The organism is Nocardioides sp. JS614 (assembly GCF_000015265.1).
In the GTDB taxonomy this organism is placed as follows: domain Bacteria; phylum Actinomycetota; class Actinomycetes; order Propionibacteriales; family Nocardioidaceae; genus Nocardioides.
Window position 1 is genome coordinate 2988035 of sequence record NC_008699.1, and the last position, 24659, is coordinate 3012693.

The window sequence follows — 24659 nt, forward strand, 5'->3', positions numbered from 1 at the left end:
CGGTGGGCCCGAGGTTCCGGACCGGTCGTCACCGGCTGGTCACCGGCCCCACCAGCAGCCACTTCCACGCGTCCCCTTCCAGGATCGACAGGTTGCCCTGATCGAGGAATCGTACGGGGTTGCCGCCCGCGTCGACCGCTCCAGACACGAAACCCGTGACCGGGTCGTACGACGAGCGGTAGAGCCGGCCGGGCGAGGGGTTGCCGGAGGAGCCGGGTGAGTACTTCGGGCCGCGCATCACGTACGGCGGTCCGCTGGCGCACCGGGCGGGGTAGATCGGGCTGTCGGTGAGGTCGCTCGGCGGGCGCCACTCGGTGCGCGGCTTGTAGCCCTCGGTGCACGGCGGCACCGAGTTGTCGAACTGCAGGTTCACGTGGCCGTAGCCGTCGCCCGGTGTGCCGGTGAACCCCGCGGAGATCGTGCGGGGGTAGGTCACCAGCAGCTGCTCGAGGCCCGCGAGGTGGGAGACCACGACCTGGTTGACGCTCACCGCGTTGCCGAGCAGCACCGGCAGCGTGGGCTCGAGGTCGCGGAGCAGGGCGTCGAGCTCGCGCGCCGTGCCCGGTGTGCCGTCCAGGACGTGCTCGAGGTCGCCGTCGCTCGCAGCGACGGCGTCGGTGAGGCTGCGCAGGTCCCCGGCGAGCGCGCGGATGTTCTCGCTCTGGCCCTGCTGGGTGCTGAGCACCCGCTTGCCGTGATCGAGCAGCCGGATGGTGTCGGCGGTGTGCGCCGCGGCCTCGCGCACGAACGCGCTGCCGTTGTCGATCAGCTGTTGGAGGGGCACGCCCGTGTCGGTGAACATCGCGCCGAGCTCGCGGACCACGACCTGGAGGTCCTTCTTGTCCACCGAGCTCACGAACCGATCGAGCTCGACCAGCAGGTCGCCCTCGTCAACGGGCAGCGATTCGGCGGTGCCGTGCAGCGTGTCGCCGGCCGCGACGTAGGGGCCCGCGGCGTCGGCCGGCTCGAAGTCGAGGTACTGCTCGCCGACCGCGGAGAGGTTGTGCACGTACATCGGGGAGTCCGCGGGCAGCCGGGTGCCCTCCTCGAGGGCCAGGTCGAGCCGGACGCCTTCGGCGGTCGCGGTCATGGCGCTGACCTTCCCGATCTTGACGCCGCGATAGGTGACCTCGCTGCCCTCGAAGAGGCCGCCCGAGGTGGGCAGCGTCGCGTGCACGGTGATGCCCCGGCCGAGGATCCGGTCGACGAACCCAAGGTAGGAGCCGGCGACGTAGACGACGCCGACGGCGCTGAGCACCAGGAACGCCGCGATCCGGACCTTCACCCCCGTGCTCATGGTGCACCCCCGTAGAGGCCAGCGGGGCTCGGCGCCCGGCTTGGCTCACCGCTACTTAGCGCCTCGCCGAGGACGCCGCCGGTCAGTCCCGCCAGCCCCGAGAGGTCCGGCAGCTCGGGCAGCGCCTCGATGATCGTGCAGACCGGGTTGCCGTCGTACTTCTTCTTCTTGCAGTCCTCGACCAGCTTCTTCAGCAGGTTCGCGGAGTCGAGCACCTGCTGGCAGGACCGGCTGGTGAGGTCGCCGCTGCGCAGGCACTTCTCGACGGTGCTCAGCAGCTGGCTCGGGTCGGGGATGCCGGGGATGCCGCCGCCGGACTGGCCGGGCAGCAGGTTCTCGAGGCTGATGTCGGCGCGGATCGAGGTGTTGGCGTAGTCGCCCTTGACGATCTCCGAGGCCTCCTTGGGGAACGGGAAGCTCACCAGGAGGTTCAGCCCGGGGGCGAGGTCGTCACCGGCGTCGTGGAGGCGTTGGAGGATCGGCTGGAGGTGGTCGAGCGAGGCCAGGATGTCGGCCTTGCTCTGACCGATCACCCGGGTGCCGACGGCGCCGAGTCGGTCGAGCGAGCGCAGCATCGCGATCAGCTCGTCGTGTTGGGCGGCGAGCACCTCGACTGCGGGGCCGGCGACGTCGAGGGCGTCGGTGACCGTCTTCTTCTCGGCGTTGAGGGTCGAGGTGAGGTGGTCGAGCGACTCCATCGCGGTCACGATGTCGGCCTTCTGGTCGTCCAGCGCCGCCACGACGCTCTCGAGGGAGCCGAGCAGGTGACGCAGCCGCTCGGTGCGCCCGTCCATGACCTGGTTGAGCTCGTGGGTGATGGTGCCCAGCTGGCTCACGCCACCGCCGCTGAGCAGGAAGGAGAGCGCACCGAGCACCTCCTCGACCTCCGGGTTGCGCCCGGTGTCGGCCAGCGGGATGTTGTCGCCGTCGGACAGGGTGCCCTCCGCGGCCGTGCCGGCGGGCGCCTCCAGGGCGACGTACTTCTCCCCCAGCAGGCTGACCTGCCGGATGTCGGCGACCGCGTTGTCCGGCAGCTTCACGTCGTCACGGATCCGCAGCGTGATGCGGGCGTGCCAGCCCACCCGCTCGACGTCGGTGACCTCGCCGACCGTGACGTCGTCGACCATCACCGGCGAGCGCGGCACCACGTTGAGGATGTCGGCGAACTCGGCGGTCACCTCGTAGGAGTGGTCCGCGTCGACCGGCGAGCCCGGCAGCGGCAGGTCGTAGGCGCCGTCGAACTTGCACGCACCCGCGAGGAGGGCGAGCACCACGAGGAGCACCCCGCTGCGCAGCAGGCGGATCACGAGCCGCCCCCCATCAGCTGGCCGAGCGACCCGCCGCCGGCTCCGGCGTACTGACGCTGCACCTGGCGCGGCACCTGATCGCCCGTCGACGACCGGCCGTCGGGCCCGGGCGGGATGGTCGGCACCTGGCCCTCGACCGGCTCGAGAAGCTGCTTGAACAGCGTGCACGCCAGGTCCTTGCTGGCCCGCGAGAGGCTGGACTGCTGGACCACGGCGCACAGGAAGCCGTCGGCGTCCCACACGTTGCCGCTGATGCCGATGCGGGAGCCGATCGTCCCGGACCTGCTGTTGTAGGCCAGGCTGAGGTTGCCGATGGCTACGGGCGCGACGCGCAGCGCGGTGTCGATGCTGTCCTTCTCGGAGGCGATGGTCTTCATCACCCGGGTGAGTCGCTCGACGTCCGCGACCAGCGCCGCACGGTTGTCGTGCACGAACGACTTCACGGTCCCGACCGCGTCCGCGACCGCCGCGAGCGCTCCCTGGATCTCGGTTCGCTCGTCCGCGAGCTGGGACGAGACGCCGGCGAGGTCCTTGATGAACGCCCGGACGAACTTGCCGTTCTCCGCGAGCGTGGTGGTGAACTCGGCGAGCCGGCTGACGGTGTCGAACAGCGGACCCGCTCCCTCGCCGAACGTCCGCGCGGCCGCGGCGAGCCGGGTGAGCATCCGGTTGCCGAGCGCGCCCCTGCCGTCCAACGCGTGCGCCCCGGCCTCGAGCAGATGGTCGAGGGTGCCGTCCTTGTTGACGCCGTTGGGGCCGAGGGCCTCGGAGAGGTCGCGCAGGCTCGCGTAGATCCGGTCCAGCTCGACCGGGACACCGGTGTCGGGCAGCGCGATGTCCGCGCCGTCGGCCAGCACCCGGTCGCCCTCGGCGTAGGCCGGCGTGAGCTGGACGAACCGGTCCGCGACCAGGGTCGGAGTCACGATCACGGCCTGGGCGTCGGCCGGCACCTGGTACTCCGCGTCGTACTCCATGTCCACGCGCACGGAGTTGCCCTCCGGCGTCACCGCGGTCACCCGGCCGACGTTCACGCCGAGGATCCGCACGTCGCTGCCCTCGTAGATGCTGACCGCCCGCGGGAAGTGGGCGCTCACGGTCTTGGTCGCGGTGTCGTCGCGCAGCACGATGAAGTACGTCGCCGCCAGCAGCACGACAGCGGCCGCGACCGCGAGCGCGCGGCCGTTGACCCGGCTCCACAACCCGGTGATCACTGGCCCTCCAGGGGTCCGGGCACGAACTCTCCGGTCGGGATCGCGGCGAGGTTCGACGCGTAGGCGTCGAACCAGGGACCGGTCCCGATGATGTTGCCGAGGATCGAGACGTAGGGGCCGAGGGCGGCCAGCGTCGACTTCAGCTCCTTCTCCTTGCCGTTGAGCAGCGCGAGCAGGTCGTCGACCTCCTGCAGCGCCGGCGCGATCTGGGCCTGGTTGTCCTCGGCGACCCCGCGCAGCTGGCGGGCCAGGCTGCGCGCGCTGACCAGCAGCAGGTGCACGGCCTGCTTGCGGCGCTGGACCTCCCGGAACACCAGGTCGCTGTGCTGCATCAGGTCCACGAGGTCCAAGCTGTGGTCGGCGAGCACCTTGCTGACACCCTGCGAGCTCTTCAGCAGCGCCTGGATCTGCTCGTCGCGCGACGCCACGGTCCGGGAGAGCCGGGCGATGCCGCGGAAGCTCGACCGGATCTCGGGGGCCGCCTGGTTGGTCGTGTCCGCGACCACGTCCAGCGCCCGCTTGAGCCGGTCGGTGTCGATCCGCTCGGTGGTGGTGGTGAGGTCGCCGAACACGCCGACGATGTCGTACGCCGACTCGGTGCGCCCGACCGGGATCACGTCGTCCTCACCGAGCTGGCCGGAGCCGGCGGGCTGGAGATCGAGGTACTTCTCCCCCAGCAGGTTGAGGACCTCGATCGACGCCCGGCTGTCGGTGCCGAACTCGACACCGTGGTCGACCTCGAAGGTCACCAGCACGGTATTGCTGTTCTCGAGCGAGACGTCCTGGACCCGGCCGACGCGGATGCCGCCGACCTGGACCATGTTGCCGCGGTGCAGTCCGCTGGCGTCGCTGAACTCCGCCCGGTAGGTGCCGCCCTTGAAGCCGGGGAACTGGGACAGGTTGAAGGCGGCCGCCAGCACCAGGAGCATCACCACCACCGTGATCGCCCCCATCCGGAGGACCCGCGCGTCGCTGTATCGGGTCATGGAGCCGTCGCCCCGTTGCACCGTGGCGCCGTGGAGTGGAAGTCGAGGTTGTTCAGCTGGGCCATCAGCTGGCGCACCCCGGGCAGCTCGCCCAGGCCCGCCGGCAGCGTGATCCGGCCGCTGAACCCGCAGATGTAGTAGCTGTACCAGGAGCCGTAGGTGCCGGTCCGGGTCTGGTCGGTCATCGACTCGGGCAGCCGGTCGAGCAGCTCGGTGAGCTGGTCGCTGTTCTTCTTCTCGTTGAGCAGCGCGGCCAGGCGGCGCAGCTTCGCGACGTCGGACTTCACCAGGGGGCGGCCCTGCCGCAGGAGGTCGGCGACCACGACCGTGAGGTCGGAGATGTTCTGCAGCGACGAGCCGATCGTGCCGCGGTCACGGGCCAGGTCGGCCATCCAGTCCTTCAGGCCGACCACCAGGTCGCTGAGCTGCTGGTGCCGGTCGTCCACGGTGGCCAGGGTCTGGCCGAGGTTGTCGACGACCTGGCCGATCAGTCGGTCGCGGTCGGCCAGGGTGTTGGTCAGCGACGCGGTCTTCTGCAGCAGCCCCTGGACGGTGCCGCCCTCACCCTGGAGGACCTGCACCAGGTTCATGCTCAGGTCGTTGACCTGCTGGGGGTTGAGGGCCTGGAACAGCGGCTGGAAGCCGTTGAAGAGCGTGGTCAGGTCCAGCCCGGGCCTGGTCCGGTCGATCGGGATCGTGTCCCCGGACTCCAGCGGCCGGGCCTCGGTGTCGGCGCCCTCTTCGAGCGCGAGGTAGCGGTCGCCGACCAGGTTGAGGAACCGGATCTCGGCGCGGGAGGCCGTCGTGAGCGGGACGTCGGACTGCACCCGGAACGTCACCAGGGCCTGGCTGCGGTCGTAGTGCTCGACCTTCTTGACCTCGCCGACGCTGACGCCGGCGACCCGGACGTCGTCGCCCTTCACGAGCATCGAGGCGGTGCTGAAGACCGCCTGGTACGTCGTCCCCGCGCCGAAGCCGACGTTGCCCATGATGGCCGCGAGCAGGCCGGTCACCAGGATCGAGACCACGGTGAAGATCCCGAGCTTGATGCCGGCGGCGATCGTGGTCGAGTTGCGCGACATCACCTCCCACCTCCAGCGGGGGAGCTCACGACCGGGCCGTAGAGCAGCGAGCCCAGGGAGCCGTAGCTGTCCGCTGGCCGGCCGGTGAGCTGGGCGATCAGCGCGTTGACGACCTGCCGCTCCCCCGCGGTGCCGGAGTAGTCCGCGCCGATCCGGCCCAGCCCGAGCTGCGTCGGCAGCGGGCTGTCCGGCGGGTGCTCGTCCATGTCGCTGCCCTGGTCGAGCGCGACCGGCGGCGCCGGGACCTTCGGGTGCGGCAGGCCGAGGCACCAGGGTCCGTGGCCGACCTCGCCGTACGTCGGCCGGTCCCGCTCGTCGTAGGGGCGGTACTGGGCGGTGCCGAACTCGATGTACTGCTTGACCTGGTTGCCCTCGAAGGTGCGGGCCAACCGCGGTGCGTAGCGGGCCGCACCCGCGAGCAGGCAGGGCAGCTCGGGCGAGTACACGGCCAGCAGGCGCAGCATCGGCTCGGTGACCCGGCCGACCCGGATCAGGTTGGTGGAGTTCTCGTCCAGGACCCGCGTCGACGTGTCCGCCAGGCCCTGGAGGTCCGCGAAGAAGGTGCCGAGCTGGGCCTTGTTGTCGATCACGGTCCGGCCGGTGGTCGTGAGGTCGCGGAGCACACCGAGGAGGTCGGGCGCGGCGAGGTCGTAGGTGTCGGCGACGTCGGCGAGCTTGACCAGGTCCTGGCGCAGCGTCGGCAGGTGGTCGTCGATCTCCCCGAGGTAGTCGTCGAGCCGGTCCATGGTCTCGCCGAGCTGCTCGCCGCGCCCGCCGAGGGCGGTGGCGAGCGCATTCAGCGTGGCGTTGAGATCGGCCGGTCGGACCGAGCGCAGCAGCGGGAACAGGTTCGCGAGGATCCGGCTGAGCTCGACGTTCGTCTCGACCCGGTCGGCGGGGATCACGTCGCCGTCCGCGAGCGGCGTCGGCGACGGGTCGGCGGGCGTCACGAGCGAGATGAACTTCTGGCCGAACAGCGTCGTCGGCAGGATCTGCACCGACACGTTCTCCGGGATCCGCTTCGCCTCGTCCGGCTGGAGGGCGACCGTGATGACCGCCTGGTCACCGTCCTGCGACACCGAGCGGACCTGGCCGACCAGGGCGCCGTGCAGCCGGACGTCCCCGAACTTCGCCAGCTGCAGGCCCGCCCGGTCGGCCTGGATCGTCACGGTCGTGGCCGGCTCGAACACCTTCTGGTAGATCGCGATCGACAGCGCGATCAGCAGGGCGATGACCGCCAGGAACGCGACACCGGCCACCAGCAGCCGACGGTGCTCCCGCGGGCTGTCGTGGTAGATGTTCACCAGCATCGCGCGGCTACCCCGTGATCCGGACGGTGGTGGTGGAGCCCCAGATCGCGAAGCTCAGGAAGAAGTCGGCGACCACGATCGTCACGATGCTGGTGCGGATCGCCCGGCCGACGGCCATGCCGACCCCGGCGGGCCCGCCCGAGGCGGTGTAGCCGTAGTAGCAGTGGATCAGGATCACCGCCGCCGCGAGGAACAGGAGCTTGAAGAACGACCAGAGCATGTCGATCGGCGGCAGGAACTGCAGGAAGTAGTGGTCGTAGGTGCCTGGTGACTGCCCGTACACGAGCGTGGTGATCAGCCGCGGTGAGAGGTACGACGCGCTCAGGGCGACGACGTACAGCGGGATGACGGCGACGAACGCGGCCACCATCCGGGTGGTGACGAGGAACGGCAACGACGGGATCCCCATCACCTCGAGCGCGTCGATCTCCTCGGAGATCCGCATCGCGCCCAGCCGGGCCGTGTAGCCGCAGCCCACGGTGGCCGCGAGTGCGATCGCCGAGACCAGCGGCGCCACCTCGCGGGTGTTGAAGTAGGCCGAGATGAAGGCGCTGAACTTGGCGACGCCGATCTGGCTCAGGGAGGCGTAGCCCTGGATGCCGACCTCGGTGCCGGCGAAGAACGCGAGGAACGCGATCACGCCGACCGTGCCGGCGATCAGGCTCAGCCCGCCGGCGCCGAAGGTGACCTCGGCGAGGGTGTTGACGATCTCGCGCGGGTAGCGCCGGATCGCGCGCGGCGTCCAGGACAGTGCCTTGACGTAGAACAGCAGCTGGTCGCCGTACTGCTCGAGGGAGTCGCGCCGGCCCCGGTAGAAGGAGCCGCCGAGCGCGCTGATGGAGGCCATCGTGATCAGAGCCCCGGCGGGGGGACGACTTGGAAGTAGATGGCGGTGATGACGGCGTTCAAGAAGAACAGCAGCATGAACGCGACGATCACCGACTCGTTGACCGCGCGTCCCACACCGCTCGGGCCGCCGCCGGCGTTCAGGCCCTTGTAGGAGCCGACGATCGCGGCCAGCCACCCGAAGACGACCGCCTTGATCATCGAGATGTAGAGGTCCGGCAGGCTCGCGAGCGCGGTGAACGACGAGAGGAACGCGCCGGCCGAGCCGCCCTGCACGATCACGGTGAAGAAGTAGCCGCCGCCGATGCCGGCGCCGATCACGATCCCGTTGATCATCAGCGCGACGAACATGGTGGCGACCACGCGCGGCACGATCAGGCGCTCCAGCGGATCGACGCCGAGGACCTCCATCGCGTCGATCTCCTCGCGGATCTTGCGCGCGCCCATGTCGGAGCAGATCGCGGACCCGGCCGCTCCGGCGATGATCAGGGCCGCGGCGATCGGTGCCGCCTCGCGGACCACCGCGAGGACCGCGGTGGCACCGGCGAAGGACTGGGCGCCGAGCTGCCCGGTGAGGTTGCCGACCTGGAGCGAGATCACCGCGCCGAACGGGATCGACACCAGGATCGTCGGCATCAGCGTCACGCTGGTGATGAACCAGGCCTGCTCGACGAACTCGCGGAGCTGGAAGGGCCGGGTGAACATCCGCTTGGTCACCTCGACCACCATGACCGCGATCTCGCCGGGGCCCCGGATCACAGACACGGCAGAGAACGCCACGTGCCCACCTCCCCGGAGCTGTCAGACTGGCCGCCACAGAATAGAACGTGTTCTCATTTCGGGCAACGTCGAGCACCGCCCCTGCCTCCCGTGGGGGTCAACGACATTCGGCCGAGCGGGTGACGGCCGGCGCACCTACGATGTGCGCGTGGAGCAGGAGGTCTGGTCGTCGTTCACCCGCGACCCTCGGCACTCCGAGAACGCCTCGCTGCGCGCGTCCGACACCGACCGCGACGTGGTCCACCAGGTGCTCACCGAGGCGTACGCCGACGGCCGGCTGGACCGCGACGAGTTCGACACCCGCACCGCCGCCGCAGGCACCGCCCGCACGCTCGGCGACCTGCCGGCGCTGCTCGAGGGCCTGGTGCCGGTCTCGGTGCCGGTCCCGCTCACCGAGATCGGCGACGGCGTGCTGACGACGGCCCAGATCGAGGAGCGCGCGGTCGCCAAGTGGCGCGAGGAGCGGCGCTCGGCGACCGTCGGCTTCGTGGTCGCCTCGGTGGTCTGCTGGACCATCTGGGCGGCGGTGATGTTCGGCGGCTTCCCGTGGCCGGTCTTCGCCATGCTCGGCACCGGCATCAACGCCGCGAGGGTCGCGACCTCGCGCGCCGACCTGGTCGCCCGGGAGCGCCGCCGGCTGGAGAAGCGGCAGCGCAAGGCGCTCGGCCAGCCGTGGCGACCCGACGAAGATGCCGACCTATGAGCCTCCGGTCCCGCCGGCGTGCTCTACGTCGCGCTCGTGGTCGCCCGACTGGTCGGCCTCACGGTGGCCCGGCACCGGCCCGACACCTGAGCGCTACTGGGGGGTCAGGGCGTACGCGGAGCCGGCCACGGTGCGGATCCAGTCCCCGCCCGACCCGGCCTTGCGGAGCTTGCGGCGCAGGCTCGCGACGTGCACGTCGATGAGGAAGTCGGACTCGATGAAGTCGCCGCCCCAGATCGCGCCCACGAGGGAGGCGCGGTCGCGCGGCTTCCCGGGCTCCTCGGCGAGCGCGGCGAGCAGGTCCACCTCGGTGGGGGTCAGCGGCACCGGCTTGCCGTCGAGCATCGCCACGTGCCGGACCGGCACGAGGGTCAGCCCTCCCCCTGCCTCCAGCACGACCTCCTCGGGCTCCTCCGGGGGCGGCGCGAACCGCGGTCGGCGCAGCAGCGCGGAGACCCGGGCCGCGAGCTCCTTGGGCGAGAACGGCTTGGACAGGTAGTCGTCGGCGCCGAGGTCGAGGGCCAGCAGGCGGTCGACCTCCTCGGTGCGGCTGGTGATCATCATCACGTAGGCGTCGCTGAACTCGCGCACCTGGCGGCACACCTCGGTGCCGAGCATGTCGGGCAGCTGCACGTCCAACGTGATCAGCTCCGGCGTCAGCTCGCGCGTCAGCCGGACGCCCTCCCCACCGGTCTCGGCGCCCGCGGTCTCCAGGCCGACGCTGCGGAGCACGTGCTCGACCAGGTCGCGCAGGTCCTCGTCGTCCTCGACCACGACCGCCCGGCCCATCCGCGGCTCCTTCCCGAGGGTGCACCACGGGCGCCCTCTGCCCGAGCACATCTTGCCCCAACCGCGGCGTCGGCGAGGCGACGACGCCCCGGGCGCAGCCGTCGGGTAGAAGTGGGGCATGTCGCGCGACCCGGTCGAGTCCACGGAACGGCGCCGCCAGCGCGCCGTCGAGAGCCTGGCCCTCTCCGGCCGCAGTGAGGAGCGCCTGGACCGGATCGCGCGCCTGGGCGCCACCCTGTTCCGCGTCGAGCAGGCCACCGTCACGGTCCTCGACGGCGACCACGCGTGGTTCCCGGGAGCATTCGGCCTGGAGGTGCGCTCCGCACCCCGCGGGGAGACCTTCAGCGACCGCACCAGCGCGACCGACGACCTCGTCCTGGTCGAGGACGCCGCGCGCGACCCCCGGTTCGCCGACCTGCCGGCGGTGACCGACGCGGGCATCCGGTTCTACGCCGGTGTGCCCCTGCTCGACCCGACCGGCAACGCCGTCGGGACGTTCTGCCTCTACGACCGGTCGGACCGCACGCTGGACGCGGACGAGCTGCAGACGCTCCAAGACCTCGCGGCGTGGGCACAGCACGAGCTCGTCGCGTCGGGCGAGATGGTCCGCGCCAGCCAGGTCCAGGCGTCGATGCTGCCCTCGAAGCCGGTCCGGATCGGCGAGTGGGAGCTGAACGGCGCCTGCGTCCCCGCGCTCGCGGTCGGCGGCGATCTCTTCGACTACGCCGTGGGCAACGAGGTCGCGCACCTGGGGCTCGGCGACGTCATGGGCAAGGGCACCGGCGCGGCCCTGCTCGGCGCCGGCGTCCGCGCCGCGGTCCGGGGCACCCACGAGGCCGTCGTCTCCGGCGTCGACCTCGGCATCACGGTGACCCAGGTCGCCCGCAGCATGGCCCCGGACCTGATGCGCGCGGAGTCCTTCGTGACGCTCTTCGAGGCCGCCGTCGACCTCGAGGACGGGTTCCTGCGATACGTCGACGCGGGGATGGGGCTGTGCCTGGTCGTGCGCGCCGACGGCACGGTCGACCGGCTCGACAGCGAGGACCTCCCGATCGGGGTGCTGTTCGACGACCACTGGACCGAGCACACGACGACCATCGAGCCGGGCGACCGCCTGCTGCTGTTCAGCGACGGCCTGCTCGACCTGGTCGACGACCCGGACCGGTGGTGGGAGCCGATCGGCCGCCTGGTCGCCGGCCACGAGGACACGACCAGCCTGCTGTCCGCGATCGTCGAGCTGGCCTTCGAGCAGGTGCAGCTCGACGACGTCACGGCGGTCGCGATGTTCCGGCACCGGTAGCGCCGGGTCGCCTCGTCAACACCTGCGAGCGGACGACCGCGAGCCAGGCACCGGCGTAGCAGACGCTGGCCAGCTCGTCCGTGGGGTGGTGAGCGCCCTGGTACAGCCGGGCCAACGCCACGACGACCGGGACGACCAGGAGCAGCCACGGCCAGGGCCGGGTCCGGGGGGCGACCCACGCGAGCAGCAGCGCGATCCCGCAGTACACGGCGACCGCCGTACCGAGGTGTCCCGAGGGGAAGCTGTCGTCCGGCACCAGGCCGGGGTCGAGGATCCGCACCGGCGGCCGGTCCCGGCTGATCAGCGCGGTGGCGATGCCGTAGCAACCGCCGACCCCGGCCAGCACCAGTGCGATGAACACGACCGGGCGGAACGAGCGGCTCCAGAGCGCGAGGGCGATCGCGGCGAGGACCCCGATGGCGACTCCCACGATGGTCTCGCCGAGCAGCGTGCCCGCGTCGGCGACCTCGTTCAGGTCTGCGGTGCGTTCCCCCGCGAACCAGCGGACGGTGGCGTCGTCCCACGGCTCGACCGCCGCCTGGAGCGGTCCGGTGATCAGCCAGCCCAGGCCCAGCACGACGGCGACCACGAGCGCCCAGCCGATGGCCAGGATCGCCGCGACGCGCCGGCGTGGTGTCCCCTCCTCTGCGCCCTCCACTGCTCCTCCGGTCGCGCGTGCCCTACTGCTCGCCCTCGCCGTCGTCGAGCAGGCCGTCGCGGCGAGCCTCGGCGACGATCCGGCGGACGTTCTCCAGCGCACCGCAGTCGGCATCGACCTGGGCGTTCCGCTCCTCGGCGAACCGGGCGCCGAGCTCGGACCGCACCCGCTCCCCCACCTCCTCGCGGGCCGGGTTGAGGATCGTGAGCTCCTCCTCGGTCAGGTGGTGGTTGACCAGACGGGCCAGCTCCTCGACGGCGTCGTCGAACGCCTGGGTGTCGGTGCCCTTCAGCTCCAGCACGGCGAGCAGCGCCTCGTTGCCCTCGGCGTGCTCCTCCACGCCGTGGTCGGCCTCCTCGTCGTCGACGGCGTCCTTGCGCTTGAGCTTGGGGTAGACGTGCTTCTCCTCCGCCTCGGCGTGCGCGACGTGCAGTGCCGCGAAGGCCTGCCGGACCGCCTCGCGGTCCGAGCTCCTGTCGCGCAGGTCCCGCAGGAGCGCCTCGAAGCGACGGTGGTCATCGAGGATCAGCTCCACGACGTCACCCTGGACCGGGCGGCCGAGATCGATGTTGGTCATGCGAGGACGTAACCAGACCGGGACCGGCGCAAACCGGGCCAGGCACGGAACCCGGCCGCACGGGTAAGGATCCGGCGCGACCGGCCGATGAAGGGGCTGGAGAGCACGCGGATCAGGACGGTCGACATGGGGCAGCGCGGGGGAAGGGCCGCCGAGCGACGGCTGCTGCTGATCCGCGCCGCCGTCCTCGGCACGGCGATCCTGGGGGTCAACTACCTGACCTGGCGCTGGCTCTTCTCGATCAACTGGTCCGCCTGGTGGATCGGCATCCCGCTCGTGCTGGCCGAGACCTACAGCCTGGTCGAATCGCTCCTCTTCGGCCTGACGGTGTGGCGGCTCAAGGAGCGCGGCGAGCCGCCGGTGCCGTCCCCGGACCTGACCGTCGACGTCCTGATCGCGACGTACAACGAGCCGATCGACCTGGTCATGCGCACGGCGCGGGCAGCCCAGGCCATCGAGTACCCGCACCGGACCTGGGTGCTCGACGACGGCAACCGGGCCGAGCTGCGAGCCGCGGCGCGCGCCGCGGGGATCGGCTGGATCACCCGCTCCGCCGACTGGGCCGGCATGCCACGACACGCCAAGGCCGGCAACCTCAACAACGCCCTGCTCGTGACCGAGGGCGAGTTCCTGCTCATCCTGGACGCCGACCAGGTGCCGCTCCCCTCGATCCTCGACCGCACCCTCGGCTACTTCGACGACCCGCGGATGGCGCTCGTGCAGACCCCGCAGTGGTTCGTCAACGTGCCCGACGACGATCCCCTCGGCAGTCAGGCGCCCCTGTTCTACGGTCCGATCCAGCAGGGCAAGGACGGCTGGAACGCGGCCTACTTCTGCGGCTCCAACGCGGTCATCCGGCGCGAGGCCCTGATGCAGCTCGGGGTGTCCCGCTACGCGAACGAGGTCGAGGCCGGCGTGCACCGGGCGCTGCGCACCGCGCGGTCGGTGCTGCGCCGGGCTCGGCGGGGGCTCGGCCCCGCGGAGGAAGCCGTGCACCGCGCCCTCGACGCGATCGAGTACGACATCGCCCGCGCCCGGCGCGAGCTGGCGCGCGGCAGGGCGCTGATGGACGTCACCTACCGCTTCCAGCAGCGGGTCGCGACGGTTCGCCGCGAGCTGGTCGAAGCCGACTTGACGGCGGTGCAGAGCGACCTCGCCGCGATCGCCGAGCTCGAGCGGGGCACCGAGGATGCGGACGACGGCCTCGCGGGCGTGGACCTGAGCGCGCTGGACCAGCTCTCGGCCCGTGACTGGTCACCGCTCGGCGCCGTCGAGACGGTCCAGGCCCTCGCGGACGCCATCGACGTCGACCTCGGCTCCGAGGCGCAGCCGATCATGCCGATGGCGACGATCTCGGTGACCGAGGACATGGCGACCTGCATGCGGCTGCACGGGCTGGGCTGGCGCACGGCGTACCACGACGAGGTTCTGGCTCGCGGCCTCGCCCCCGAGGACCTCGCGGCGATGCTGACCCAGCGACTGCGCTGGGCGCAGGGCACCGTCCAGGTGATGCTGCGCGAGAATCCGCTGGTGCAGCGGCGGCTGCGGTGGGGACAGCGACTGATGTACTTCGCGACGATGTGGAGCTACCTGTCCGGGTTCGCCGCGATCGTCTACCTGGCGGCACCGATCGTGTACCTCACGACCGGGGTGCTGCCCGTGCAGGCCCTCAGCACCGAGTTCTTCCTGCGGCTGGCGCCGTTCCTGGTGGTCAACCAGCTGCTGTTCCTGCTGGTCGCCTCCGGCCGACCCACGTGGCGGGGCCAGCAGTACTCCCTCGCCCTCTTCCCGGTGTGGATCCGGTCCTTCACCTCCGCGTTCGGCAACGTGTTCCTCGGCCGGTCGCTGGACTTCGTGGTCACGCCCAAGACCCGGCCGGCGTCCTCGGGTCCGGCGTGGCACCTGGTGCGCCCGCAGCTGTGGACGATCGCGGCGCTGATCGCGGCCGGCCTCGTCGGGGTCATCCGGGTCGCCGTCGGCGCGGCCGGGGCCGCGGGCACGGCCTTCAACCTGGTGTGGGTCGGCTTCGACCTCGCCATCTTCTCTGTCATCATCAAGGCCGCCCGCTACGAAGGGTTCGAGCCGGTGTCCGAGCTGGCCCCGCCCGTCGAGACAGCCCACCGAGGAGCAGCATGATCGAGTTCGCCGTCGAGACGACCGCCGAGGGCGTCGGCGTCGTCACCCCGAAGGGACGTCTGAACATGTCCTCGGCCCGCGGTCTCAAGGAGGTGCTCGACGACCTGGTCAGCGGCGGGACCGTGCGGATCGTCGTGGACCTGGCGGAGACGACCTTCCTCGACTCGTCGGGGCTGGGGGCCCTGATCGCCGGGCTCAAGGCCGCCCGGCAGGCTGGCGGGGACCTGCGCGTCGCGCGGCCGACCGAGAGCGTGACCACGGTCTTCAAGCTCACCAACCTGGACCGGGTGCTGCGTCCCCGCGACACCGTGGAGGGCGCGTTCGATGCCTGAGCACCGCACCCGGCCGGACGACGACCACGGTCGCCTGGAGCTGTCCGCCCCGGCGACGCCGGAGACCATGGAGCTCGTCCATGCGGTGCTCGAGCAGCTGTGGACGCAGCACGACGAGGTCTCCATGGTCGACCGGATCCGCTTCGAGACAGCCGTGATCGAGATCCTCGGCAACATCGTCGAGCACGCGTACCGGCTCGACGCGGGTGGCTCCGAGCGCCGGTTCGACGTGTCCCTCGTGGTCACTGACGAGGAGCTGGTGGCGTCCTTCGGCGACGACGGCACGCCGCCGGCCCTCGACCTGAGCGACGTCACGATGCCCGACGAGGACGCGGAGTCCGGGCGCGGTCTCGCCCTGGCGATGGCCGCGGTCGACAACCTCTCCTACGACCGGGTGGAGGGCCGCAACCACTGGCACCTCACGTGCCTCCGGCGGTCGGACTGACCGGTCCGCTCAGCCGGCCGGAGTCTTGTTCACGCCCTCGAGCTCGTCGCGGTCGACCACGCGACGGGCCCGGACCCGGTAGCGGTAGACCTGGGTGAGCCCCACGGCCCACAGCACGTACTGGGCGCTCATCGCCCAGCGGAACGCGGACGGGCCGTACGCCGAGCTCGTCCCCGGGGTGCGCCAGTCGAGGATGACGCCGATCGCGATCACCAGCAGCAGGCTGGCCAGGAAGCCGCCCTGGTTGATGATCCCGCTCGCGCTGGCGAAGCGCTCGTCGGGGTTCGACGTGCGCCCGAGGTCGAAGCCGATCATCGAGGCCGGGCCACCGACGCCGACCACGACGACCAGCAGGACCAGCAACCACAGTGGCGCGTCCCCCGGCCAGGCCAGCACCACCGTCCAGACCGCGACGACCGAGCCCACGATCGTCAGCACCATCGTCGAGCGCTGCCACGGATGGGCACCGACGAGCCAGCCCAGGACCGGGCCGGCGCACATGACCGCCACCACCATGATCGTCAGGAGCACGCCTGCCGTCGTGGGGCTCCGCCCCTCCCCGAGCACGAAGAACGGGTAGCCCCACAGCAGGCTGAGCGCCGTCGCGCTGAACGGCGTCACGAAGTGCATCCAGAAGCCGAGCCGGGTGCCGGGATGGGCCCAGGAGGCGGTCAGGCTGGCGCGGACGGCGGCCAGGGACATCGTCGGACCGCGCAGGTGGGTCAGGTGTGGGGCGTCGCGCACCACAGCCAGCAGCGCGACGGTGAGGAGGACGCCGAGTGACGCGGCGATCAGGTAGGCGGTCGTCCACCCCAGGTCCCGCAGCGCCCAGGTCATCGGCACCGCGGCCGCGATCGCGCCGAGCTGGCCGAAGGTGCCGGTCAGCTGGGTGATCAGCGGGATCCGCCGGCCCGGGAACCAGGTGCTCACCAGTCGGAGCACGCAGATGAAGGTCATCGCGTCGCCCATCCCGACGAAGACCCGGGCCAGCAGCGCCAGGCTGTAGGTCGAGGCCAGCGCGAAGCCGACCTGCGCCCCGGTGAGCAGCAGGGTTCCGGTCAGCAGCACGCTGCGCGGCCCGAACCGGTCCACGAGCAGGCCGACCGGGATCTGGAGGCCGGCGTACACCAGCAGCTGCAGCATCGTGAACGTCGCCAGCTGGGCGGCGGTGATGTCGAACCGGTCGGTGGCCGCGAGGCCGGCGACCGCCAGCGACGAGCGGTGGAAGACGGCCACCAGGTAGACGAGGAGGCCGACCCCCCAGACCGCGTACGGGCTGCGGAGGCTCGGCGTCACTCCCAGAATCCTAGGTCCGGCCGGCCCTGGCGCTCGAATCCGTGCCGGCCGTCCCTGGCCGGCGACGGGTGCGGCGCCCGGTGGTCGAGCAGCGACAGCGGTGATCGAGCTCGTCCAACGGGGGTCAGTCCAGGCAGAACTCGTTGCCCTCGGGGTCGCGCATCACGATGTGGCCGGCATCCATCGGCGGGGCGGGCTCGAAGCGCTCGACTCGCGTGGCGCCGAGGGCGACCAGGCGCTCGCACTCGGCCTCGAGCGTGGTCATCCGCTCCTCGCCCTGCAGGCCGGGGGCGGCGCGGACGTCGAGGTGGACCCGGTTCTTCACCGACTTGCCCTCCGACACCCGCTGGAAGAACAGGCGCGGCCCGGCGCCGGCGGGGTCCTCGGAGGCCGAGGCGCTGTTGCGCAGCTCGGGCGGCAGCGACGCGGAGAACGCATCCCACGAGTCGAAGCCCGGAGGTGGCGGCGGGAGCTCGTAGCCGAGCACCTCGTTCCAGAACAGCGACAGCGCCCGTGGATCGGCGCAGTCGAAGGTCACCTGCACCTGCTTGGCGGCGGTCACTTCGCACCTGCCGACATCATCTGCCGCAGCTCCTTCTTGAGGTCGCCGATCTCGTCGCGGAGCCGGGCGGCGACCTCGAAGTGCAGCTCGGCGGCCGCGCCCTTCATCTGGTCGGTCAGCTCCTGGATCAGCTGGGCGAGCTCGGCGCTCGGCAGCCCCGCGAGGTCGGCGGTGTGCTGGCCCGCCTCGCCGCCGGCGATCCGCGAGAGGCCGGGCACCGGGGCCTTGCGGTGCTTGGGGTCGAGGTGCTGCCAGGTGTCGAGCAGCTCCTGGGTGCTCTCCTCCTCGCGGGCGAGCATGTCGGTGATGTCGGCGATCTTCTTGCGCAGCGGGGTCGGGTCGATGCCGTGGGCAGTGTTGTAGGCGACCTGCTTGGCGCGGCGCCGGTTGGTCTCGTCGATCGCCGCCTCCATCGACGGCGTGATCCGGTCGGCGTACATGTGCACCTGGCCGGACACGTTGCGGGCCGCGCGGCCGATCGTCTGGATCAGCGACTTGTCCGAGCGCAGGAAGCCCTCCTTGTCGGCGTCCAGGATCGCCACCAGGGACACCTCGGGCAGGTCCAGGCCCTCGCGCAGCAGGTTGATGCCGACCAGCACGTCGTACTGCCCCAGTCGCAGGTCACGCAGCAGCTCGATCCGCTTGAGGGTGTCCACCTCGGAGTGGAGGTACCGGGTCCGCACGCCGGCGTCGAGGAGGTAGTCGGTGAGGTCCTCGGACATCTTCTTGGTCAGGGTGGTGACCAGCACCCGCTCGTTCTTCTCCACGCGCAGGTTGATCTCGTGGATCAGGTCGTCGATCTGACCCTTGGTCGGCTTGACGACGACCTCGGGGTCGACCAGGCCGGTGGGGCGGATGATCTGCTCCACGGTGTCACCGCCGACCTTGTCGAGCTCGTAGTCGCCGGGGGTCGCGGAGAGGTAGATGGTCTGGCCGATCCGGTCGAGGAACTCCTCCCAGCGCAGCGGCCGGTTGTCCATCGCACTCGGCAGCCGGAAGCCGTGGTCGACCAGGTTGCGCTTGCGGGACATGTCGCCTTCGTACATGCCGCCGATCTGGGGGACCGCGACATGCGACTCGTCGATCACCAGCACGAAGTCCTCGGGGAAGTAGTCGAGCAGGCAGTTGGGCGCCGAGCCGCGGGTGCGGCCGTCGATGTGCATCGAGTAGTTCTCGATCCCCGAGCACGAGCCGACCTGGCGCATCATCTCGACGTCGTACGTCGTGCGCATCCGCAGCCGCTGCGCCTCGAGCAGCTTGCCCTGCCGCTCGAACGTCGCGAGCTGGTCCTCCAGCTCGAGCTCGATGCCGCGGATCGCGCGCTCCATCCGCTCGGGCCCGGCGACGTAGTGGGTGGCGGGGAAGATGTAGAGCTCCTCGTCCTCGGTGACGACCTCGCCGGTCACCGGGTGCAGCGTCATCATCCGCTCGATCTCGTCGCCGAAGAACTCGATCCGGATCGCCATCTCCTCGTAGACCGGGAAGATCTCGAGGGTGTCACCGCGGACCCGGAAGGTGCCGCGGGTGAACGTCATGTCGTTGCGGGTGTACTGGATCTCGACCAGGCGGCGCAGGATCGAGTCGCGGTCGTGCTCCTCCCCCACCTTGAGCCGGACCATCCGGTCGACGTACTCCTGCGGGGTGCCGAGGCCGTAGATGCAGGAGACCGTGCTGACCACGATCACGTCCCGCCGGGTGAGCAGGCTGTTGGTCGCGGAGTGGCGCAGCCGCTCCACCTCCTCGTTGATCGAGGAGTCCTTCTCGATGTAGGTGTCGGTCTGGGGGACGTACGCCTCGGGCTGGTAGTAGTCGTAGTAGGAGACGAAGTACTCGATCGCGTTGTCGGGGAAGAGCTGGCGCAGCTCGTTGGCGAACTGCGCGGCCAGCGTCTTGTTCGGCTGCATGACCAGCATCGGCCGCTGCACCTGCTCGGCGACCCAGGCCACGGTCGCGGTCTTGCCGGTCCCGGTGGCGCCCAGCAGCACGACGTCCTGGACGCCCGCCCGGAGCCGCTGGGTGATCTCCTTGATCGCCGCCGGCTGGTCGCCGGACGGCTGGTAGTCCGAGACCACCTTGAACGGGGCCACCCGGCGCTCGAGATCCGTGACTGGTCGCATGGCTTCGAGCGTAGACCGGGACACCGACAGCGGGCCGCTCGCTAGGGTGAGCGCGTGAGCCGCCTGTCGATCGCCGCCGAGCGGGTGATCCGGGTCATGCGACGCACCCTGCTCACCGTGTTCGGCATCCAGCTGGCGCTGGCGATCGTGATGACGCTGGTCGACTCCTACCGCCGGCGCGGCAAGCGGCCCAAGCCGTTCCCGGTCACCGCGCCGCGCAGCGTGCCCGTGGGCGACGGCACGGTCACGACGTACACCTATGGCCAGGACCTGTTCGAGGCGATGCTCACCGCGATCGCCGGCGCCCAGCGCCAGATCCTCTTCGAGACCTACATCTGGAAGGGCGACGAGGTCGGCGAGCGGTTCAAGACCGCGCTGGCCGCCGCCGCCGACCGGGGCGTGGAGGTCTACTCCATCTACGACGGGTTCGCGAACCTCGTGGTCTCGCCGCGGTTCAAGCGCTTCCCGCGGAACATGAAGGTGCTGCGCTACCCCGCCTACCCGGCCGGGCTGCGCTTCTTCGACCTGCGCCGCTACGGCCGCGACCACCGCAAGATCCTGGTCGTCGACGACGCGGTCGGCTTCGTCGGCGGCTACAACATCGGGGCGGCGTACGCCACGGAGTGGCGCGACACCCACGTGCGCATCACCGGGCCCGGCGTGTGGGACCTCAAGCGGGCGGTCGCGGACTTCTGGAACCTCAACCGGCGCCGCCGGCTCGGCTCCAGCGAGCGACCGCTGCTGCTCGAGACCGCCTCCGAGTGGGAGCCACGGATCCGGATCCACCGCAACGTCCCGCGACTGTGGATGTTCCCGATCCGCTCGATCTACATCGAGGCGATCAGCCGGGCCTCGACCAACGTCTGGATGACCCAGGCCTACTTCCTGCCCGACCAGGACTTCGTCGACGCGATGAAGGACGCGGCCCGCCGCGGCGTCGACGTCCGACTGCTGCTGCCGCACAAGTCCAACCACATCGTGGCCGACTGGCTCTCCCGCGGCTACTTCTCGCAGCTGCTGGACTCCGGGGTCCGGATCTTCCGGTTCCGGGACGCGATGGTGCACGCGAAGACCGCCACCATCGACGGCACCTGGTCGACCGTCGGCACGGCCAACATCGACCGGCTCAGCCTCACCGGCAACTACGAGATCAACGTCGAGATCATCGAGCCGGCCTTCGCGGAGGTCATGGAGGAGATCTACCGCACCGACGAGTCCAACTCGCTCGAGCTCACCCGCTCCGAGTGGGAGGCCCGCGACCTGCACCGCAAGTTCACCGAGATGATTCTCGGGCCGCTGCGGCCGCTGCTGTGAGGACCTGGGGCTCTCCTGGTAGGACCGTGGGTGGGCGCGGCGCTCACCGCCCGGTCCCCCGCGCCGCGTCCGGCTGCACGCGCAGCGCGGTGAGGGTGGTCGAGAGCATCTCGTAGTGGCCGACGAGCATCAGCAGCTCGATGCACAGGCGCTCGTCGAGCTCCGCACGCAGCGCCGCCCAGGTCGGGTCGGAGAGGTCCCGGGTGTGGTGGAGCTCGTCGGTCGCCTGCAGCAGCAGCGCCTGCCGCGGGGTCCAGCCCGGCGCGTCCGGGCCGTCGCTCGCCCGGTCGACGGCCGCGGCATCGAGGCCGGCCCGGCGGGCCAGCCGCGCGTGCTGGGTGTGCTCGTACTCCGAACCGGTGAGCACCGCGACCCGCAGGATCACCAGCTCGGTGTCGCGCCGCGGCAGCCGGCCACCCGGCATCAGCCGGCCGGCGAAGAACAGCCAGCCCCAGAACAGCCGGCGGTTCCGGCCGAGCGTGAGGAAGACCGCCGGCGGCACGGTGCCGCTGACCCGGCCCGCGAGCCACGCGAAGGCCGTCACGAACGGTCCGACCTCACGAAGGCCGCCGGGGCGGACGCGCGCCGGCGTGGTGCGGGCGCTCATGCCGCACGGTCCGCGCGCCGGGCGCGGGCGACGGCGGGCAGCGCCCGGTTCGCGCCGCGGTTGAGGACGGTCATCATCAGCGCGTACGCCGGCGGGCACCAGCGCTGCACCGCGTGCACCAGCCGGATGTCGAGCGAGGTGTAGACCCAGTAGCGGCGCCGGAGCATGCCGCGCACGATCGCCTCGGCCGCCGCCTCGGGGGTCACCGCGCGCCGACGGAACCGGGCCCGCGCGCGCTCGAAGGCGGGGCTCGCGGTGTCGACGCCGGCGATCCGCACGGTCTCGGTGAGCCCGGTGTCGACGCCGCCCGGGCAGACCAGGCAGACGTGGATGCCGTGCGGGCGGAGGTCGAAGCGGAGCACCTCGGAGATGCCGCGCAGGCCGAACTTGGTCGCGCTGTAGCCGGCGTGCCACGGCATCCCGATGATGCCGGCTGCCGACGAGACGTTGACGACCCACCCGCCGCGGCCGGCGTCGACCATCTCGGGGACCAGGGTCTCGAGCACGTGGACCGGACCCATCAGGTTGACCTCGACGAGCCGCCGCCACTGGTCGTGCTCCATCGCGGAGACGGTCCCCCAGATCGCGATGCCCGCGACGTTGAGGACCGCGTCCATCGCGCCGGAGGCCGCCGTGACCTCCGCCGCGAGCGCGCGGACGGCGTCGTAGTCGGCGATGTCGGCGGGTACGGCCAGCACCACGGTGCTCCCGCAGGCCCGCAGGTGCTCGGCGAACTCGGCCAGCCGCGGCGCGTCGACGTCGGTGAGGTGCAGCCGGGCCCCCTGACGACCGAGCAGCTCGGCGGTGGCCCGGCCGATGCCGCTGGCGGCGCCGGTCACGAACACGTTGGCGTCCTGCAGGTCACGTGGTCGGCTGCGCACGAAGGTGCAACGGCGCCTCACCACGGCGGTTACGTCCCTCGACGCCGGATGACCCGGGCCGGCAGGTGGGTCCGCGGTGCCATCCGGGGCCCGTGCCGCTCGCGCCGACCGGCCACCAGCGCGACCAGCACCGGCACCCGGCCGCGGTGCGGTCGCCAGGGCTCGAGGAACTCGGCCATCTCGTCGTCGGAGAACGGCCGGCCGGCCACCGCCCAGCCCAGGTCCTTCGCGACGTGGTAGTCGCCGAACGACACCGCGTCCGGATCGCCGTGGGCCCGCTGGCGCACCTCGGCGGCGGTCCACACGCCGATGCCGGGCAGGCTGGTCAACCGGCGCTCGACCTCCTCGCCGGGCAGGCCGGCGGTGCGCTCGAGCGCGTCCGCGACCCGGGCGGCGGACACGAGCGCCCGCGAGCGGGCCGGGTCCACGTGCAGCCGCAGCCACTCCCACGACGGGATCCGGCGCAGGGTGGCCGGGTCGGGCTGCACCCACAGCTTCCGGTCGTGGCCCGGGCCGGGGGCGCGCTCGCCGTACCGGTGCACGAGCATCCGGAACCCGGCGAACGCCTCCTGGCCGGTGACCTTCTGCTCGATGATCGCCGGGACCAGCGACTCCATCACCAGGCCCGTGCGGCCGAGCCGCCAGTGCGCGTAGCGGCGCCAGCCCTCGGCGACCAGCGGGTGCAGGTCCGGGTCGAAGCCGCTGACGTCGTCGTCCGCGCCGAGCAGCGCCGGCAGCGAGTCGAGCGCCCGGTCGGCGCCGGGGCCCCAGGCCTCGGCGTGGACCACGCCGTCGCGGGGGCGGGTGCGGACCGCGAGCGTGGCCGGCCCGTCGTGCGTGCGGATGCCGCGCAGATGGGTGTCGCCCTCGATGCGGTACGTCGGATCGCCGGCCCCACGCCGGTGCACGCCGAGGACCGACCCGACCGGGCACGGCCACTCCGGTCGCCACTCGCGCACCCGTCCGTCCATCGCGGCGAGGATAGCCCGCGACGCCGACGGTGAAACACGTTCCAGTTCTGGCTACGCTGGCTCCATGAACGTGCCGGGGCCGGGGCGGGGTCGGTTTCCCCGGCTAACCGGGGAAACCGGAACTGTTGGGCCGAAGTTTCGGCCGAGAAGTTCAGGCATTGCCCCAACAGTCCCCGGGCACCACGGACCGGACGCCCGCCCACCGACCTCCCCCGGTGGGCTCAGCCCATCGCGCCGGCGCTCGCCGGTGGCTCGGTGAGCACCCGGAGCGCCAGCTGGGTGGTCGCGGCGACGCCGAGGTGGCCGACGACCCGCGAGACCCGGTCCGGGTGGAGCGGCAGCAGGCCGGGGCTGCCGGGCAGGTCCGGGGTCAGGCCGAGGTCGAGGTCGGTGCGCCCGGACATGATCGCGAGGTTGAACTCGAAGCGCTCCCGAGCGGCCGGTGTCGCCAGCTTCTTCAGCACCGCGGCCCCGATCCGGGGCCGGCCGACCTCCTCGCAGTAGGAGTCGAGGGTCGCCACCAGCGTCGCGCCGCCGCAGTGGTCGATGTCGGCCCACACGGCCCGCATCGAGCCCATCTCGGAGAGCAGGAACGGCGCGATCTTCTCGCCGATGCCGGGCACGCCCGGCAGGTTGTCGCTCGGGTCGCCGCGGAGCGCGGCGTACTCCAGGTAGTGCTCGGCCGCGACCCCGTACATGGTCCGCAGCCGGGCCGGGTTCAGCAGCGGCGAGCCGTTGATCCCGCCGCTGATCAGCCGCAGCACCTGGGTGTGCTCGCTGATGTGCGCGAACGCGTCGCGGTCGGAGGTGATCAGCACGCAGCTCCAGCCGTGCTGCTCGGCCCAGGTCGCCGCCGAGGCGTTCACGTCGTCGGCCTCGAGGCCGTCCGGGGTCACGGTCAGCATCCCGAGGGCGTCCAGGAGCCCGGCCGCGCGCTCCAGCTGGTCGACGAGGGCCGGGTCCTTCTCGGCGCGACCGGCCTTGTACGCCGGGTAGGCCTGCTCGCGCACCGACGTGCGCCGGTCGTCGAGCCCGAACAGCACCGCGTCCGGGGCGAACCGGTCGATCGCCTCGAGGATCTGGCGCAGCATGCCGTGCAGCGCCCAGGCCGGCCGGCCGCCGTGGTCCAGCAGCCCCGACTGGACCCGCGCG

General features: G+C 71.5%; 24 protein-coding genes. 6 read left to right on the forward strand and 18 right to left on the reverse strand.

Annotation, left to right across the window (positions count from 1 at the left end):
• Positions 1-28: 28 nt before the first annotated feature.
• The 8 genes from NOCA_RS15755 to NOCA_RS15790 are packed head-to-tail and all read right to left on the reverse strand — an operon-like array spanning position 29 to position 8819.
• Entirely contained in the window at positions 29-1297 is a 1269-nt protein-coding gene (locus NOCA_RS15755; RefSeq protein WP_011756259.1) for an MlaD family protein, read from the reverse strand.
• Positions 1294-2604, reverse strand: coding sequence for an MCE family protein (locus tag NOCA_RS15760; RefSeq protein ID WP_011756260.1), 1311 nt, complete (start codon positions 2602-2604; stop codon positions 1294-1296). The genes NOCA_RS15755 and NOCA_RS15760 overlap by 4 nt, the downstream gene beginning before the upstream one ends.
• Positions 2601-3815 carry an MCE family protein gene (locus NOCA_RS15765; protein ID WP_011756261.1) on the reverse strand — a complete coding sequence of 405 codons (1215 nt, stop codon included), beginning with the start codon at positions 3813-3815 and terminating at the stop codon, positions 2601-2603. The genes NOCA_RS15760 and NOCA_RS15765 overlap by 4 nt, the downstream gene beginning before the upstream one ends.
• The gene (locus NOCA_RS15770) at positions 3812-4801 is read right to left on the reverse strand and encodes an MCE family protein (protein ID WP_011756262.1); all 990 of its coding nucleotides are present in this window, start codon (positions 4799-4801) and stop codon (positions 3812-3814) included. Before NOCA_RS15770 ends, NOCA_RS15765 begins: the two co-directional genes overlap by 4 nt.
• On the reverse strand, positions 4798-5883 hold the full coding sequence (locus NOCA_RS15775; RefSeq protein ID WP_011756263.1) for an MCE family protein: 1086 nt from the start codon (positions 5881-5883) through the stop codon (positions 4798-4800). Before NOCA_RS15775 ends, NOCA_RS15770 begins: the two co-directional genes overlap by 4 nt.
• Complete coding sequence (locus NOCA_RS15780; RefSeq protein ID WP_011756264.1) at positions 5883-7193, reverse strand: MCE family protein; 1311 nt, start codon at positions 7191-7193, stop codon at positions 5883-5885. Before NOCA_RS15780 ends, NOCA_RS15775 begins: the two co-directional genes overlap by 1 nt.
• A 7-nt stretch (positions 7194-7200) precedes the next feature.
• Positions 7201-8040, reverse strand: coding sequence for an MlaE family ABC transporter permease (locus NOCA_RS15785; RefSeq protein WP_011756265.1), 840 nt, complete (start codon positions 8038-8040; stop codon positions 7201-7203).
• A gap of 5 nt (positions 8041-8045) precedes the next feature.
• Positions 8046-8819: an MlaE family ABC transporter permease gene (locus NOCA_RS15790; RefSeq protein WP_011756266.1), complete on the reverse strand. Its 774-nt coding sequence runs from the start codon at positions 8817-8819 to the stop codon at positions 8046-8048.
• Positions 8820-8967: 148 nt separating this feature from the next.
• Here NOCA_RS15790 and NOCA_RS15795 point away from each other — a divergent pair, with 148 nt between their 5' ends.
• Complete coding sequence (locus tag NOCA_RS15795; protein WP_041546587.1) at positions 8968-9522, forward strand: DUF1707 SHOCT-like domain-containing protein; 555 nt, start codon at positions 8968-8970, stop codon at positions 9520-9522.
• A gap of 93 nt (positions 9523-9615) precedes the next feature.
• Here NOCA_RS15795 and NOCA_RS15800 read toward each other — a convergent pair whose 3' ends face one another.
• Entirely contained in the window at positions 9616-10311 is a 696-nt protein-coding gene (locus NOCA_RS15800; protein ID WP_011756268.1) for a response regulator transcription factor, read from the reverse strand.
• A 118-nt stretch (positions 10312-10429) separates the two neighbouring features.
• Here NOCA_RS15800 and NOCA_RS15805 point away from each other — a divergent pair, with 118 nt between their 5' ends.
• Entirely contained in the window at positions 10430-11611 is a 1182-nt protein-coding gene (locus NOCA_RS15805; RefSeq protein WP_011756269.1) for a PP2C family protein-serine/threonine phosphatase, read from the forward strand.
• Here NOCA_RS15805 and NOCA_RS15810 read toward each other — a convergent pair.
• Both NOCA_RS15810 and NOCA_RS15815 read right to left on the reverse strand, forming a co-directional pair.
• Positions 11580-12269, reverse strand: a complete 690-nt coding sequence (locus tag NOCA_RS15810; protein ID WP_011756270.1) for a phosphatase PAP2 family protein — start codon at positions 12267-12269, stop codon at positions 11580-11582. The genes NOCA_RS15805 and NOCA_RS15810 overlap by 32 nt on opposite strands.
• A 22-nt stretch (positions 12270-12291) precedes the next feature.
• A complete protein-coding gene (locus tag NOCA_RS15815) occupies positions 12292-12846 on the reverse strand; it encodes a hemerythrin domain-containing protein (RefSeq protein ID WP_011756271.1) in 555 nt (184 codons plus the stop codon).
• A gap of 126 nt (positions 12847-12972) precedes the next feature.
• Between NOCA_RS15815 and NOCA_RS15820 the strand changes: the two genes are divergently transcribed.
• The 3 genes from NOCA_RS15820 to NOCA_RS15830 are packed head-to-tail and all read left to right on the forward strand — an operon-like array spanning position 12973 to position 15759.
• On the forward strand, positions 12973-14982 hold the full coding sequence (locus tag NOCA_RS15820; RefSeq protein WP_011756272.1) for a glycosyltransferase: 2010 nt from the start codon (positions 12973-12975) through the stop codon (positions 14980-14982).
• Positions 14979-15314 (forward strand): STAS domain-containing protein, encoded by a 336-nt coding sequence (locus tag NOCA_RS15825; protein WP_011756273.1) that lies wholly within the window; start codon positions 14979-14981, stop codon positions 15312-15314. The genes NOCA_RS15820 and NOCA_RS15825 overlap by 4 nt, the downstream gene beginning before the upstream one ends.
• On the forward strand, positions 15307-15759 hold the full coding sequence (locus tag NOCA_RS15830; protein ID WP_011756274.1) for an ATP-binding protein: 453 nt from the start codon (positions 15307-15309) through the stop codon (positions 15757-15759). The genes NOCA_RS15825 and NOCA_RS15830 overlap by 8 nt, the downstream gene beginning before the upstream one ends.
• 9 nt (positions 15760-15768) lie before the next feature.
• Here the strand turns inward: NOCA_RS15830 and NOCA_RS15835 are convergent, their stop codons facing one another.
• From NOCA_RS15835 to uvrB, 3 genes are all read right to left on the reverse strand, one after another.
• On the reverse strand, positions 15769-17055 hold the full coding sequence (locus tag NOCA_RS15835) for an MFS transporter (RefSeq protein ID WP_011756275.1): 1287 nt from the start codon (positions 17053-17055) through the stop codon (positions 15769-15771).
• Positions 17056-17179: 124 nt separating this feature from the next.
• Entirely contained in the window at positions 17180-17617 is a 438-nt protein-coding gene (locus tag NOCA_RS15840) for a VOC family protein (protein ID WP_011756276.1), read from the reverse strand.
• A complete protein-coding gene (uvrB, locus tag NOCA_RS15845; RefSeq protein WP_011756277.1) occupies positions 17614-19734 on the reverse strand; it encodes an excinuclease ABC subunit UvrB in 2121 nt (706 codons plus the stop codon). The genes NOCA_RS15840 and uvrB overlap by 4 nt, the downstream gene beginning before the upstream one ends.
• 54 nt (positions 19735-19788) lie before the next feature.
• Here uvrB and NOCA_RS15850 point away from each other — a divergent pair, with 54 nt between their 5' ends.
• Positions 19789-21048: a phospholipase D-like domain-containing protein gene (locus NOCA_RS15850; RefSeq protein WP_011756278.1), complete on the forward strand. Its 1260-nt coding sequence runs from the start codon at positions 19789-19791 to the stop codon at positions 21046-21048.
• A gap of 43 nt (positions 21049-21091) precedes the next feature.
• Here NOCA_RS15850 and NOCA_RS15855 read toward each other — a convergent pair whose 3' ends face one another.
• The 4 genes from NOCA_RS15855 to NOCA_RS15870 form a co-directional block, all read right to left on the reverse strand.
• Positions 21092-21655, reverse strand: coding sequence for a carboxymuconolactone decarboxylase family protein (locus NOCA_RS15855; RefSeq protein ID WP_011756279.1), 564 nt, complete (start codon positions 21653-21655; stop codon positions 21092-21094).
• Positions 21652-22560, reverse strand: coding sequence for an SDR family oxidoreductase (locus NOCA_RS15860; protein WP_011756280.1), 909 nt, complete (start codon positions 22558-22560; stop codon positions 21652-21654). The genes NOCA_RS15855 and NOCA_RS15860 overlap by 4 nt, the downstream gene beginning before the upstream one ends.
• Positions 22561-22565: 5 nt before the next feature.
• Complete coding sequence (locus tag NOCA_RS15865; RefSeq protein WP_011756281.1) at positions 22566-23507, reverse strand: DNA-3-methyladenine glycosylase family protein; 942 nt, start codon at positions 23505-23507, stop codon at positions 22566-22568.
• A gap of 221 nt (positions 23508-23728) precedes the next feature.
• Entirely contained in the window at positions 23729-24640 is a 912-nt protein-coding gene (locus tag NOCA_RS15870) for a 5'-3' exonuclease H3TH domain-containing protein (RefSeq protein WP_140404113.1), read from the reverse strand.
• Between the last annotated feature and the right edge of the window lie 19 nt (positions 24641-24659).